Source organism: Blautia acetigignens (assembly GCF_025566865.1).
Classification (GTDB): domain Bacteria; phylum Bacillota; class Clostridia; order Lachnospirales; family Lachnospiraceae; genus Blautia_A; species Blautia_A acetigignens.
The window spans coordinates 36,811-50,431 of record NZ_JAOQJM010000016.1 but is presented as its reverse complement, the minus strand read 5'-3'; the positions used below and the strand labels follow the sequence as shown (position 1 = coordinate 50,431).

At 46.0% G+C, this 13,621-nt stretch carries 14 protein-coding genes; 3 read left to right on the top strand and 11 right to left on the bottom strand.

Features of this window, described 5'->3' with window-relative positions; genetic code table 11:
- The 3 genes from OCV70_RS15685 to OCV70_RS15675 all read left to right on the top strand — a co-directional run bounded on the left by OCV70_RS15685 (position 1) and on the right by OCV70_RS15675 (position 2,794).
- Positions 1–1,161, top strand: coding sequence for an FtsW/RodA/SpoVE family cell cycle protein (locus tag OCV70_RS15685; protein ID WP_173767793.1), 1,161 nt, complete (start codon positions 1–3; stop codon positions 1,159–1,161).
- The gene (locus tag OCV70_RS15680) at positions 1,158–2,213 is read left to right on the top strand and encodes a D-alanyl-D-alanine carboxypeptidase family protein (protein WP_117853602.1); all 1,056 of its coding nucleotides are present in this window, start codon (positions 1,158–1,160) and stop codon (positions 2,211–2,213) included. The genes OCV70_RS15685 and OCV70_RS15680 overlap by 4 nt, the downstream gene beginning before the upstream one ends.
- 161 nt (positions 2,214–2,374) lie before the next feature.
- Positions 2,375–2,794, top strand: a complete 420-nt coding sequence (locus OCV70_RS15675; protein ID WP_021926513.1) for a hypothetical protein — start codon at positions 2,375–2,377, stop codon at positions 2,792–2,794.
- Between the two features lie 124 nt (positions 2,795–2,918).
- On the opposite strand, the gene OCV70_RS15670 is transcribed toward OCV70_RS15675, so the two are convergent.
- The 11 genes from OCV70_RS15670 to OCV70_RS15620 all read right to left on the bottom strand — a co-directional run bounded on the left by OCV70_RS15670 (position 2,919) and on the right by OCV70_RS15620 (position 13,503).
- A complete protein-coding gene (locus OCV70_RS15670; protein ID WP_021926514.1) occupies positions 2,919–3,974 on the bottom strand; it encodes a tyrosine-type recombinase/integrase in 1,056 nt (351 codons plus the stop codon).
- A 485-nt stretch (positions 3,975–4,459) separates the two neighbouring features.
- Positions 4,460–4,906 (bottom strand): D-aminoacyl-tRNA deacylase, encoded by a 447-nt coding sequence (gene dtd, locus OCV70_RS15665; RefSeq protein ID WP_021926515.1) that lies wholly within the window; start codon positions 4,904–4,906, stop codon positions 4,460–4,462.
- 4 nt (positions 4,907–4,910) lie between these two features.
- Positions 4,911–6,350, bottom strand: coding sequence for an AI-2E family transporter (locus tag OCV70_RS15660; RefSeq protein WP_021926516.1), 1,440 nt, complete (start codon positions 6,348–6,350; stop codon positions 4,911–4,913).
- A 198-nt stretch (positions 6,351–6,548) separates the two neighbouring features.
- Positions 6,549–7,187 (bottom strand): cytidylate kinase-like family protein, encoded by a 639-nt coding sequence (locus OCV70_RS15655; protein WP_021926517.1) that lies wholly within the window; start codon positions 7,185–7,187, stop codon positions 6,549–6,551.
- Between the two features lie 127 nt (positions 7,188–7,314).
- Positions 7,315–8,229, bottom strand: coding sequence for an RluA family pseudouridine synthase (locus OCV70_RS15650; protein WP_021926518.1), 915 nt, complete (start codon positions 8,227–8,229; stop codon positions 7,315–7,317).
- A 59-nt stretch (positions 8,230–8,288) separates the two neighbouring features.
- Positions 8,289–8,822, bottom strand: a complete 534-nt coding sequence (gene lspA / locus OCV70_RS15645; RefSeq protein ID WP_173767797.1) for a signal peptidase II — start codon at positions 8,820–8,822, stop codon at positions 8,289–8,291.
- Positions 8,823–8,828: 6 nt separating this feature from the next.
- Complete coding sequence (gene aroB / locus OCV70_RS15640) at positions 8,829–9,920, bottom strand: 3-dehydroquinate synthase (protein WP_173767799.1); 1,092 nt, start codon at positions 9,918–9,920, stop codon at positions 8,829–8,831.
- Positions 9,921–9,936: 16 nt separating this feature from the next.
- Positions 9,937–10,689, bottom strand: coding sequence for a YlmH family RNA-binding protein (locus tag OCV70_RS15635; RefSeq protein WP_173767801.1), 753 nt, complete (start codon positions 10,687–10,689; stop codon positions 9,937–9,939).
- 5 nt (positions 10,690–10,694) lie between these two features.
- Positions 10,695–11,333, bottom strand: coding sequence for a cell division protein SepF (locus OCV70_RS15630; RefSeq protein WP_021926522.1), 639 nt, complete (start codon positions 11,331–11,333; stop codon positions 10,695–10,697).
- Positions 11,334–11,357: 24 nt separating this feature from the next.
- The gene (locus OCV70_RS15625) at positions 11,358–12,053 is read right to left on the bottom strand and encodes a YggS family pyridoxal phosphate-dependent enzyme (RefSeq protein ID WP_117853589.1); all 696 of its coding nucleotides are present in this window, start codon (positions 12,051–12,053) and stop codon (positions 11,358–11,360) included.
- Positions 12,054–12,105: 52 nt separating this feature from the next.
- Positions 12,106–13,503, bottom strand: a complete 1,398-nt coding sequence (locus tag OCV70_RS15620; protein ID WP_243280759.1) for a biotin/lipoyl attachment domain-containing protein — start codon at positions 13,501–13,503, stop codon at positions 12,106–12,108.
- Positions 13,504–13,621 lie beyond the last annotated feature (118 nt).

The window sequence follows — 13,621 nt, the reverse complement described above, 5'->3', positions numbered from 1 at the left end:
ATGATTAGACAGTATAAGCTGCGTTTTTACAATTTTAAGCTGGTAGCCCTGCTGCTTGCCATCAGTTTGTTTGGAGTACAGCTGGTTGCAAGCGCGTCCCCGGATCTTCGCAACAAACAGCTGTTGGGAGTTGTGACGGGAGTTGTGATCCTGATTATTTTATCGCTAATGGATTATTCCTGGATCCTGAATTTCCAGTGGATCATGTATGGCTTTAATCTGCTTATGCTTATTGGCGTACGATTGTTCGGAAGCGAGGCAGGAGGTGCTTCAAGATGGCTGGATATCGGAGGCTTCCGTTTCCAGCCTACCGAGCTTTCCAAGATTATCATTATCCTGTTTTTTGCCAAGTTTTTTATGGACCATGAGGATGATATCAATACGTTTAAGATCCTTGCAGAGTCGGCAATCCTTCTTGCGGTTCCCCTTGCACTGATCTATGCACAGCCGGATATGAAAAATACCATTACTGTAACGGTGATCTTCTGTATTTTGCTGTATGTGGCGGGCTTAAGCTACAAGGTTATCGGCGGGGCAATCCTGATCGCGGTGCCGCTGGCAGTTATTTTCCTTTCCATAGTGGTGCAGCCGGATCAGACTCTAATCAAGAGCTATCAGAGAGACCGTATCATGTCTTTCTTATACCCGGAGAACGCGGAATATCAGGAAGATATTGAACAGCAGAACAACTCCAAGACTGCGATCGCATCCGGAGAGCTGGTGGGAAAAAGACTGACCAGTGACGGCTATGTTTCTTCTGTAAATGAAGGAAACTTCGTTGCGGAGAACCAGACGGACTTTATTTTTGCGGTTGCGGGAGAGGAGTATGGATTTATCGGGTGCACGGCCATTGTGATTCTGCTTCTGCTGATTTCGATAGAGTGCATACGAATGAGTCTTCGAGCCAAGGATCTTGCGGGGAAAATACTTTGCTGCGGGGTAGGCAGCGTGGTAGCCATACAGAGCTTTCTGAATATCTGCGTTGCCACCGGACTTGCACCGAATACAGGTACGCCGCTGCCCTTTGTAAGCTACGGCCTGACATCTCTGATCAGTCTGTTTATCGGTATGGGACTGGTGATGAATGTAGGTCTGCAGAGCAGCGCATACAATAAAGAACTGAAGAAAAAAGAAATTGATAAGAAAGAGGAATACTTATGACAGCGGCGAAAAAAAACAACTCCAGGCGTAAGTCCGCCAAATTTCGCAGATCCAGGAAAAAAAGGATCCAGAAAACCATTTTGCTGGTGCTCCTTTTGATTTTCCTTGGCGGAGCGGGAATCGGGTCTATTTATCTTTTAAGAAACGGAACGCTGTTTGGCAAGCTGGATGAGCCTTATATGGCCTCCCGGGAGTTCTCCGGCGGAATTACAGGGACAGACAGCCTGCGGGCGGATGGCTTTGCCAAGAAGCTTTGTGTGGTGGTTTCGGATGTTCCTATGGATGGGGTTTCCCTTGGAGAGAACCAGAAAGGGCTTCTTCTGGATTTGGATGACAGGCAGGTGCTTTATTCCAAACAGGCACTTGAGAAGGTATATCCAGCCAGTATCACCAAGATCATGACTGCCATGCTGGCGCTGAAATATGGAAATATGGATGATGTAGTGACCATTACCCAGGAGAATCTGGATCTGGAATCCGGTTCTCAGGTCTGCGGCTTCTGGGCCGGGGATCAGGTGACCATGGATCAGCTTCTGCATTGTCTTCTGGTGTATTCCGGAAATGATGCAGCTTCCGCCATTGCAACCCATGTAGGAGGCTCTACAGAGGGCTTTGTGGAGATGATGAACAGCTTTGCGAAAGAGCTTGGCTGCACGGGAACCCATTTTACCAACCCACACGGACTGCAGGACGAAAATCATTATACCACGCCATATGATATTTACCTGATGCTGAAGGAAGCACTGAATTATCCGGAATTTACCCAGATTACCCAGATGGGCTCTTATACGGTAGAATACACCCATGCAGACGGAAGCAGCGCAAGCACGACTCTGACAGCCACAGACCATTATCTGACCGGAGAGGCGACTCCGCCTAAGAATGTGACTATTCTTGGAGGAAAGACCGGTACCACAGACAATGCCGGCAACTGTCTTGCCCTGTTAAGCCAGAACGCATACGGAAAGCCGTATATCTCTATTGTTATGGGAGCTTCTACCAAGGATGAGCTTTACCAGCAGATGTCCTCTTTGCTGCAGAACATCAATTGACGCAGTTTGCTGAATTGTGCAGTTTTTACACAATTGAGAAAAATAGACAGAAATTTCAAAAAAACTCTTGTCTTTTTAGAAAAATTATACTATAATATGAATTATATTAAACAAGGTTTTTGGTAAAATTTAATATCATATTGTCTAAGGAGGAAAACATCATGGTTGAACTGATCGTAGGAAAGAAAGGCAAAGGCAAAACAAAAGTGCTCTTAGACAGAGTAAACAATGCAGTGAAAGAAGCTAATGGAAGCATTGTTTATCTTGACAAAAGTACCAAGCACATGTATGAGCTTAACAACAAGGTACGTCTTATCGACGTTTCCTCTTATCCGTTGAAGAATGCAGACGAGTTTGTAGGTTTTATCTGCGGTATTATTTCTCAGGATCACGATCTTGAGCAGATTTATCTGGACAGCTTCCTGAAGGTTTCCAAGCTGGAAGATGCAGACGTTACAGATACTCTTGAGCAGCTGAACAAGATCAGCGAGAAATATGGTATTTCCGTAGTTGTAAGTATTTCTCTTGATAAAGAAGAGTTACCAGAAGCATTACAGGATAAGATTGCAGTAGCATTATAATCACAGATGATATGATATTGCAGCTATAAAATTCAGTAAAACCAAACCAGAGGTACATAAGGACACGACTCGTTATGGGACGTGTCCTTTTTCTGGCTGTTGGCCTTATATGTATTTCAATGGTTCAGTCCTCACGCAGCTTCACTGCGGTGGCGGCCTGACGGCGTCTGGAGTCGTCCAGGGCAGCGTAATGCTTCTTGGTGGTGTTGACGTCCTTGTGACCCAAAACATCGGCTACAAGGTAAATATCCCCTGTTTCCTGGTACAGGGCGGTACCGTAGGTACTGCGGAGCTTGTGAGGGGTGATTTTCTTGGTGGTGGTAACCTGGCGGGCGTATTTCTTGACCAGGTTTTCGACGGCCTGGACGCCAATCCGTTTGCGCTGGGTAGAGTAGAAGAGAGCGTGCTCGTGGCCTTCTACAGGGACGATATTTTTGCGCACTTCCAGGTAGTTTTTCAGGGCTTTTTCTACTTCAGGGCCGAAATATACAACCATTTCATTTCCGCCTTTTCGGGTAACCTTGATTCCGTTATTTTTGAAATCTACATCCTCAATGTCAAGACCGACACATTCCGAAACACGAACACCTGTTCCCAGCAGGAGAGTGACGAGAGCGAGGTCGCGGTCCTTGGTTTTCTCGTAGTAGACCTTTTTCTGTCCGGTAAGGTCATCGCCGCCGTGTTCGATATAATCAAGAAGCAGGGCAACTTCATCGGCTTCCAGGCGGATGATGCTTTTCTGGTGGATTTTCGGAACGTCTACCAGGACCGTTGGATTGGTATGGATCATTTCCCGTTTGAAATAATAGGCATAAAAGCTTCTTAAGGAAGACATTTTGCGTTTCAGGCCGCGTTCGCCGTTGGTTTCAGTTTTGTCGCCGGCCTGGTAAACCTTCAGATATTCTTCATATTCCTCAAGATCAATGGCTGTGATCTGATCCAGAATATCTACAGTAAAGGCATCCATAGACCAGTCCTTGAAAACTGGATTTTGCTCCAAGAGGAACTGGAAGAAAATCCGGATGTCATAGGCATAGGAAATTCTGGTTTTGGTTGTGGTACGTGGCTCAATGGCACGAAAGAAATCCCTGCAAAATGGAGGCAAGGTTTTCAGAACGTCACGAAGCCGCAAGGTATTTTCAACGTCAGTTTGTTCGTGGTAAGTGACTTTTTTATCCATGAAAAATTCTCCTTTATAAAGTTCGTTGTTTATAGAATGTGATGATAAATGTATAGCTGCGTTTCAACTAAGACAACGGGCAATGATATGTAAGGTAATAAAGTACATGGCAATGAGAAATAAAATTCTAAAAAGCAACGGGTAAACAATAAAATAATTAGCAAAAAATGCAATTAAAAACAAAGCCCCAAAATACAGTCTAGATGGCCATTAAACGGCCAAATAGCCGTTTATCCAGAGAAGTGGCTCCTTCCCAGGCCCATCTATATGAAAAACTCGGGTTTGTCGTATAGATTGAGATGAGGAACATAACGCCGGATCAGCCGCTTCTTCCTGCCTTTCCGGCGTTTTTTATGAATTTCCAGCATATTTTATGTGCATTAATAAATTAGATTTTTATTTCATAATAATTGATGATTTTATCAGCTGCTTCAATTCTAATTCTACCGTATTTGTAATTTGTACAATCAATGATGCAGCCATGCTCATAGAATGGATTCGTCCAGCATCACCGTAAATGGTCCGTCGTTTTCCAGGGAAACCTTCATGTCTGCGCCAAACACGCCGTGCTGAACAACTGGAACAACCTTGGCAGCTTCCTTTAACATATACTCATAAAGCTCATTCGCCTGATCCGGTGCGCCGGCTTCTATAAAGCTTGGCCGGTTTCCCTTTTTGCAGTTTGCATACAAGGTAAACTGTGAAACCATCAAAAGCTCCCCATTTACATCTGCCAGGGAAAGGTTCGTCTTGCCGTTGGCATCTTCAAAGATCCGAAGCCCCAGCATTTTCTTCAGGTATTTGTCTGCGATTTCTCTGGTGTCATTCTGACCAACGCCAACCAGTACAAGGAATCCTTTGCCGATGCTTCCAACGGTTTCCCCGTCTACCTTAACATCGGCATGATTGACGCGCTGTATTAAAAGTCTCATATGATTACTGTCCGTCCTTTTTGATGTTTTTTTTCTGTTTGTACTCTTCTATTAATTGTCTGACTTTTGCATAAATAATCAGTGAATATTTCTTAATAAATGTCCAGATGGTAATAAGAATTTTCTGGATGGTTTTCAGCAATGTAAGGGTAAATTCCAGCATTGCGGTACGCCTTGGAGTCTGGGCGTGCTTAGGCTCTTCCTCCGGGAAAAGAACCGGCTCGTGGGTCTCAGGGTCCAGGCAGTCAATGTTCACGTAAGTCTGCTCCTGATCTGGAACCTTCTTGTAAACCAGGCTAAAATGAACCAGCTTATCCAGCGCTGCATAGAGAACTGCAAACACCGGAACACCGATGATCATGCCAGGAATTCCGAAAATACCGCCTCCGATCAGGATGGCAACGATAACAAGGAAACTGGACAATCCGGTAGACTCTCCCAGAATCTTCGGTCCAAGGATATTGCCGTCAAACTGCTGAAGGGCCAGAATAAAGATCGCAAAATAAACAGCTTGCAGCGGATCCACCAGCAAAATCAGGAAGATACTTGGAATCGCTCCCAGATAAGGTCCGAAAAACGGAATTACGTTGGTTACGCCAATGATCACACTGATCAGAAGGATGTATGGCATGCTAAGAAGGTTCATGCCAATATAGCACAGCACGCCGATGATGGCGGAATCCAGTATTTTTCCAATGAAAAAGCCGATAAAGGTCTTATTGGTAAAGCGCATGGAACGGATGATAAAATTCGCGTGCTGCGGAGAAAATACTGCATATGTGAGCATTTTCGCCTTGGCGATAAAGCCTTCCTTGTCTGCCATCAGATAAAGGGAAACGATGGCTCCGATCAGGAAGTTCTTCAGGAAATTGATCAGGTCAAAAACACCGGCAGAAATATTCTTCAGCATCTCCTGCATCTGAGGAAGAATATTCTGTGTCAGGTAATTCTGGGCATTTAAAGTGTACTGATCCAGGGTATCAAGTGCCTGACTGTTCAGATTCCATTTCTCCAAAACACTCTGAAGCCATTTCTGGCTGGCTTTCATATAGGTTGGAAAGCTGTAGATCAGGTTCATAACGCTTCGGATCAACTCCGGCAGAACCATCATAATCAAGGCATAAATCAGTGCCAAGAAAAGGAACATGCACAAAAGGACACAGGCCCAGCGGATCGCTTTGCGTCCATTCTTTCCTACTGTGACCTCTTTCTTCTGAAGAATGGGATAAATGATTGTCTTCTCCAGAAAATTAAGAAGAGGTGTGAGAAGAAATGCGATCACAACTCCATAAACAATAGGTGTAAGGATTCCAAGAAAGGTCTGGATTCCTGTGATCAGGGTCTTCATATGGAAAACACCGTAATAAAAAAGCATACTGGCTGCAATTACAAGGAAGGCAGTCACTCCCCAGCGAACATGCTGATTGTCCCAGCGTAATTTCATCTTATTCGATCATCCTCCTGCAACATAATTGCTGAAAATATATGGCTTCGTTTACCATAACAGCGGTTCCTTTCATTATATCATATTATCGCCGAACTGTCTTATTAAAAAAGTATAAAATAATAAAGAGGCTCACCTCTCTCCTGCCTTCAGGAAAAAGGTGAGCCTGACGCCGTTTATTTCATTACTGAAAAAGAATTATTTCTTCAGGTCATCGAAAATATGTATGGTATTGATGATCGCCTGCGCAGCACCCTCAATGCCAAGCACTCCGCTGTCAACGCAAAGGCTGTAGCCTGCAGCTGCGCCCCATTTCTTATTGGTGTAGTAATTGTAATAGCTTGCACGGCTCTTATCCGTCTTGGTGATCATATCCTTGGCTTCCTTCGGAGTTTTATTGTATTTTCCTGCAATACGATTGATTCTCCAGTCCAGATCCGCATGGACGAACACACTGAAGCAGTCCTTGTTATCTGCAAGTGCATAGTCCGCACAGCGGCCGACCATAACGCACGGTCCCTCTGCAGCCAGCTTCTTGATGGCCTCAAACTGTGCCAGGAAAACCTTATGGTTCATAGGCATGTCTGTAAATCCCGCAGAAGAATATCCAAAAGAATAGGTATCCATTACAAGAGAATACAAAAAGCTGTTGGTAGGCTTCTCATCGTGATTCTCGAATAATTCCTTGCAGATACCGCTGTCATTTGCTGCATGCTCCAGAAGCTCCTTGTCGTAGCACTTGATTCCGAAATATCTGGCTACTTCCTGGCCAATCTGTCTTCCGGCACTTCCGTATTCACGTCCGATGGTAATAATTGAACTTGTAGTATTGTTCATAGCTGCCACTCCCTTCTGCAATTCCTTTGTCACTGTCAACTTCGTGCGCAGCAACGTTTTTTCTGTAAATGGCGTTTCACAGAAATATTGTAAGACTATTATACACTACATCTGGGTAAAATGACAACTATTTTCTTAATTTTTCTAACAAATTAAGAAAATATTCTGGCAAAGGTGCAGAAAATTCCATATACTCTCCGGTCCGGGGATGTACAAACCCAAGGACCATGGCATGAAGGGTCTGTCCCTGGAGATGGTAGGGATTTTTGCCGGAGCCGTAGATTTCATCGCCCAGAAGGGGATGTCCAAGGCTGGTCATATGTACACGGATCTGGTGGGTGCGGCCTGTCTCAAGACGGCACTCTATATAGGTGGCGTTCCCGAAACGTTCCAGAACCTTATAATGGGTGACGGCATCCTTGCCGTTTTTGTAGTTGATGGCCATTTTCTTGCGGTCAACAGGGTGACGGCCGATTGGCCCCTCTACGGTTCCCTCATCCTCCTTCAGATTGCCGGAAACAATAGCCCGGTATCGGCGCTTGATGGTATGGTCCTTCAGCTGCTGGGCCAGATCCCGGTGTGCGGTGTCATTTTTGCACACAAGAAGTGCCCCGGTGGTGTCTTTGTCAATGCGGTGGACAATGCCGGGACGCATTACTCCGTTGATTCCGGAAAGATTTCCCTGGCAGTGGTACATAATGGCATTTACCAGGGTTCCGCTGGTGTGTCCGTTTGCAGGATGCACCACCATTCCCTTGGGTTTGTTGACCACCAGTACGTCATCATCCTCATACAGAATATCAAGAGGAATGTTTTCCGGAAGGATGTCCGGCTCGCTTAAATCCGGCACAGTGGTCTGCACCAGATCCCCGGCCTGCAGTTTGTAATTTGCTTTTACAATCTTCCCATTGACGGTTACGCCCTGGTCCTTCAGAAGCTTCTGAAGATAAGAGCGGGAAAGATCCTCATATTTATCAGAAAGGCAGCGGTCTATGCGAACCCCTGCCTCCTCATCTGCTGCGGTGAACTCTAACAGTTCCATATTATTTCAAAACTCCTCTCCGGCATGGAAGCGGTCAAAGGAAGCTTCCTGCCTGGTGTTCACGGTTTCAAAAAATCAAAGTCATCCTCTTCCTTATAGCGGAAAAAGATGAGAAATACCAGGGCAATAATGCCGCAGGTAACGTAAATATCAGCTACATTAAAGGTGGGAAAATCAATCAGGGAAAAATAGATGAAATCCACCACATATCCGCGGAAAACACGGTCAATAAAATTCCCCATAGCCCCAGAAAATACAACTGCTGCAGTAAAAAGCAGGGGCCCGTAATAGGCGGTAGCCGGAGCCTTTACAAAAAGGTAGATAATGGCTGCAAAAAATACAAGACAGATCAGCACCAGAAACAAAAGCCTGCCCTGAAGAAGCCCGAATGCCATGCCCCGGTTCTCAAGGTACCGCAGCACCAGAACGCGGTCAATCAGGGTAACGCCTGCGTTGTCCTTCAGGCCACGGATTGCAAGAAGCTTTGTAATCTGGTCAAAAAGCACCAGAAACAGGATCAGCAGGAAGCCTTTTAGCCTGGGAGCCTTTAATGGCCTGGTTCGTCTGTCCTGGGACAGTGTCTGCTCTTTCATAGGGCATTACCTGCAGATCGCATGGATTCCCACAAGAAGCTCTTCATCTGTAACTGTTTTGTCAATGAAGCTCTTTCCAAGACCGTCCATGAGAATGAATTTGATCTGTCCCTGTTCCATTTTTTTGTCCTTTTTGGTAGCGGCAAGGATATCCTGTGGGGAAAGTCCCTCCACATATAAAGGCAGATTGTAAATCTCTAGTGCATGGCATACCTGCTGGTATTCCTCCTGGGTAAGCAGTCCCCGCTCTTTGGAAATGGCAGCTGCGGCAACCAGGCCGATTCCCACGCATTGTCCGTGAAGCAGCTGGAAATTCATCAGCTTTTCTACAGCATGTCCGATGGTGTGGCCAAGATTGAGAAGGGCACGCTCGCCCTGTTCCTTAGGGTCACGCTCTACAACGCCAGCCTTGATGGCACAGCATCTGCGGATCATTACAGCTAGCATTCCAGGATCCATTGTGCGTATTACCTCGTAATTGGCGCATACGAAGTCGAAAAACTCTTTGTCGCAAATCAGTCCGGTCTTTAAGATTTCGCCCATTCCGCAGCCAAATTCGCGCTCTGGAAGGGACTGAAGGGTGGCCATGTTCATATAAACCAGACGGGGCTGGTGGAAGGCACCTACCATATTCTTGAACTGTCTGAAATCTACGCCGGTTTTGCCGCCTACACTGCTGTCTACCTGCGCAAGAAGGGTGGTTGGAATCTGGATAAAATCAATTCCCCGAAGATAGGTCGCGGCCCCAAATCCGGAAAGATCCCCTGTTACGCCGCCGCCAAGAGCAACCACAAGGCTCTTGCGGTCAAGTCCGTTCTCAATCAGGCACTGGTACAGGTCTTCCACTGTGTCCAGGTTCTTATGTGCTTCACCAGCCGGGAACACGAACTGGCAGACATGATCGGTTATTTTCAGAAGCTCTGCCTTCACCTGCTCTGCATAAAGGGGAGCAACGGTGGAATCAGAGACGATGCACATTTTTTTGCCTGCAAGCCCCTCTTCTTTCAATGCACCGGAAAGAGCTTGAAAGTCGTTTTCAAAATAAATGGGGTAACAGAAATCCCCGTCGCGTTTCACCAGTAATTTTTCTTCTGCCATAGTAATCGTCCTCTCTTCAGATATATTTGCGAAGCCGCACGCCCAGCCTGCCCTTCTTGGTCTGTCTGGAAACGCCGTCGTAGATAAAGCGCCCCTTTCCGCGGACGGAAATAATGTCTCCCTCCTTAGGCTCATAGCCATTGGACGTGATCAGCTTGCCGTTTACAAACACAAGACCGCTTTCAATAAAGGAAACCATACTGCTTCTGGACGTCTGAAAAGCCAGTCCGATTAGGGAATCCAGGCGAACGGAAGCACAGGTGCCGCTGATAGCTTCAAACTGCGGTTCTGGAATTTCCTCTGCCTGCTCTACCCTGGTAACAAGCACAGTGGTGTGCCGCACGCGGACCAGATTGTCTATAAAAAAATCTGACATTTTGTGAAGGCAGAAAACCCAGGCTTCTTTATCCTTAATGAGAATGTCTCCAACCACACTGCGGTCAACGCCCAGGTTCAGAATCGCGCCCAGGTAGTCCCGGTGTCCCAGCTCTTCGGAAAAACGAAGGGCTTTCGGGGTGATCTTAAGGCAGTCGATGGGATATTCCCAGGAAAAGCCTACAGTACCTGGATAAAAGGCCGCCATCTGCCGCTCGGCATGGTTGTAGCCGCCAAAAAGCTTCACACTTACGCCCATCTGCCGGAGCTTCAGGGTGGCAAGCATATTTTGTTCATTTAAGTTAAGAAAATCCGTAAAGGTGACAATATCTCTCTGATAAGAGAGATTTGCCAGCTCCCGGATTCTCTTAAGTAAAAAATCGTCCTTATCCATAAAAATTAATAACCAGCTCTTACGGACGGTGTAGATCCGCCAAGAATATTCTGAAGGTCACCTGTAATGTCAACAGAAGACGGTCCAAGTACGAAAATATAGCTGGAAATCTTCTGAAGAGATCCATTTAAGGAATAGCATGCACCGGATGCGAAGTCAATGATACGCTGTGCCAGCTCTACATCAATGCCCTCCAGGTTCAGAATTACAGTTGCATTGTCAAGGAGTGTGTCTGCAATCTCGCGGGTGTCTTCCATGGAAGCTGGCTTGATCACGCAAACCTCCATAGAGGAAGCCTGGTTGGCGCGGCGGCTGCTTCTCATTGGAGTGATCTTGGAAGATGCGGCAGGACGCTGTTTCTCAGCCGGCTGTTTCACAGGAGCCTTGGCTGCTGTTGGCTTCGGAGCGGCAGCAGTATGTATCGGCTCTTCCTTGAAGGTCTCTTCCTCATCTGCGAAGTCATCCTCTTTCTTGCGGCCGAATTTCTCGAAGAATTTCTTCTTAGGCTTGTCATCCATAGGATCATCATCGAAGAAATCGCCCTCTTCGTCATCATCCATTAAATCTTCATCCAAATAACCATCTTCATCATAGTCATCATCATTCAGCTTAATAGTATCCAGTAATTTATCAAAAACGCTCATTTTCAATCTCCAATCTTAGTCTTCTTACACTGTGGCGTAATTACGCTCACCAAAAATTCCAGTACCTACGCGTACCATAGTCGAGCCTTCCTGGACAGCAACCTGATAATCTCCGGTCATACCCATACTCAGAACACTCATAGTAACATTATTAATGTTTTTGGCACTAATGTCAACACTTAATTTTTTTAATGTACGAAAAACTTCGCGATTTTCCTCTGGATTTTCTACAAAAGGCGCAATTGTCATAAGTCCTTTGACCTGAATGTGAGAAAAACTGCTGATCTGCTCCAGAAGCGGAAGCACTTCTTCTACTTTAAGACCAAATTTGGTATCCTCTTCTGCTACGTTTACTTCCAGAAGAATCGGCATCACCAGCTCCTTCTTGGCAGCCTCCTGCTCAATGGTCTGTGCAAGACGCAGGGAATCCACGGAATGGATCATGGCAACCTTGTCAATGATGTATTTCACCTTGTTGCGCTGGAGATGGCCGATCATGTGCCACTGGATATCAGAGGGCAGCTGATCGTATTTGTCCATGATCTCCTGGACTTTATTTTCCCCGAAAACACGGGCTCCGGCATCATAAGCTTCCTGAAGCATGGATACGGGTTTGGTCTTGCTTACGGCAACAAGTGTGATCTCACTGGGAGCACGCCCCACAGCAGCACAGGCTTTTTCAATATTTGCATTTACCTGCTGTAAATTTTCAGCTAACATTTTTATAAGCCTCCTTAAAAATGGTATATCAATCAATAGAAATAGAAAAATCTTATTCCTTCACCTGGGAAGAATCCCTGGCAATGCGGTCATATCTGGAAAGGCCGTAGGAAGTGGAACTGGAAATGATGGCATATTCCTCATTCTGATCCAGAATCTCAACCAAACGGAAAACAGGGTAGCCCTGATTAATGCAGTATACGCCTTCCAGGGATATGGTCTCGCTGACAATGAAGCGCTGGTTGGAATTATTCTTTACCAGTGCATCTCCTTCCTTGAATGCGCTTTTATCTACATAATAATCGCAGATTTCCTTTTTACCCGAGGAATCATAGCCGGTGACCAGCTTTCCGTAAATTCCAGCTTTGATGAAGGTTTTGACTGTGTTTCCGTCGGAATCCTTGGAAACCTTGTTAAAGCCGATGACGCCGTTGGCATCTGTGGTGGAATACTCGGAAGAGATCACGTAAAAATCCCGGTAAGTGTTAGCGGAAAGGGGAATCTTAAGCCCGGTTACCGTGTTGGTAACAAGCTCAATATCCAGGAAACGCTCTGATGCGTACCGGATCAGGCCGCGGCTGAAATCAATCTTGCCGTATTTGGCCTCGTCTATTTTGACAATGGAAAAATCACCGCTCTGGGTCATGCCATCCTTGAGAAATTTCACACGGATGGTGGTGCGTCCCTGCAGCTTGGCAGCCTGCTTATCGCTGAGCGGAATGATCAGGCTCCACAGCTCACTGGTGATATTGGTATAAATATTATCTCCCGTCTGTATCTGGGCATCCGTTTTCAGATCTGTTTCATGGTACGAGGTTTGGTCAAAATCCTCTGCTGTGAGGGTATCAACCGTTTTATTCTCATAGCCGTCCATGGAATACAGGATAATTCCGTCCTCCTGGGCCTTGCATACGTTTTGTCCCCCAATGGAAACTACCTGGGAACTGGCATTCCCGTCTGTGGAGATTCCCTCGTACTGAAGAATGCTGCCCTCCAGCTGGTTCTTGAAACTGTAGGTATTGTTAAACTTGCTTCCGGAAAAGCTTTTGGAAAAGCTGAGCATGGAGCTGCGGATTTTCGCCAGGTCTTCCGAGCTAAGTGCCGCGGAAGTCTCGGAGGTTTTGCCAGAGCTTAAGCCGTAGACCGCTCCGCCGGCATTGATCTTGCTGCCTTCTCTTGCGTAATAATTCACATAACCGGATGACTCTGCCTTAAATACACTCTCCTCCCGAATGGAAAGGCCGGTATAGGTTTCATTCCGGGAAAGGGGTCCTGTGGTTACCTGATAGGACTCTATATGTGTGGAGGTGATCAAAAGGACTGCTGTAAATACCATATAAATCAGCAAAACACCAAAAGCAATGGTGGCGATGTTGAGTCCGAATATTTTCTTCAACTGTACAAGAAGCCCGGCCATATGCCCCGGTTTGTTCGTTTTCTTTTCGGACAAGCAGATTCCCCCTTTGTTTTTGATCATGTCGCCTGCCGGCAACATATCTGTTTTGTAATCGTTCAATTCGTGCCAAACAATTGTACCATTTTTTGCCTTTGAACACAAGGAAAACAAG

Bases quoted from the DNA above. Each gene is read 5' to 3' on its own strand.
- OCV70_RS15685 (WP_173767793.1), top strand. From the start codon at position 1: ATGATTAGACAGTATAAGCTGCGTTTTTACAATTTTAAGCTGGTAGCC.
- OCV70_RS15680 (WP_117853602.1), top strand. From the start codon at position 1,158: ATGACAGCGGCGAAAAAAAACAACTCCAGGCGTAAGTCCGCCAAATTT.
- OCV70_RS15675 (WP_021926513.1), top strand. From the start codon at position 2,375: ATGGTTGAACTGATCGTAGGAAAGAAAGGCAAAGGCAAAACAAAAGTG.
- OCV70_RS15670 (WP_021926514.1), bottom strand. From the start codon at position 3,974: ATGGATAAAAAAGTCACTTACCACGAACAAACTGACGTTGAAAATACC.
- dtd (WP_021926515.1), bottom strand. From the start codon at position 4,906: ATGAGACTTTTAATACAGCGCGTCAATCATGCCGATGTTAAGGTAGAC.
- OCV70_RS15660 (WP_021926516.1), bottom strand. From the start codon at position 6,350: ATGAAATTACGCTGGGACAATCAGCATGTTCGCTGGGGAGTGACTGCC.
- OCV70_RS15655 (WP_021926517.1), bottom strand. From the start codon at position 7,187: ATGAACAATACTACAAGTTCAATTATTACCATCGGACGTGAATACGGA.
- OCV70_RS15650 (WP_021926518.1), bottom strand. From the start codon at position 8,229: ATGGAACTGTTAGAGTTCACCGCAGCAGATGAGGAGGCAGGGGTTCGC.
- lspA (WP_173767797.1), bottom strand. From the start codon at position 8,822: ATGAAAGAGCAGACACTGTCCCAGGACAGACGAACCAGGCCATTAAAG.
- aroB (WP_173767799.1), bottom strand. From the start codon at position 9,920: ATGGCAGAAGAAAAATTACTGGTGAAACGCGACGGGGATTTCTGTTAC.
- OCV70_RS15635 (WP_173767801.1), bottom strand. From the start codon at position 10,689: ATGGATAAGGACGATTTTTTACTTAAGAGAATCCGGGAGCTGGCAAAT.
- OCV70_RS15630 (WP_021926522.1), bottom strand. From the start codon at position 11,333: ATGAGCGTTTTTGATAAATTACTGGATACTATTAAGCTGAATGATGAT.
- OCV70_RS15625 (WP_117853589.1), bottom strand. From the start codon at position 12,053: ATGTTAGCTGAAAATTTACAGCAGGTAAATGCAAATATTGAAAAAGCC.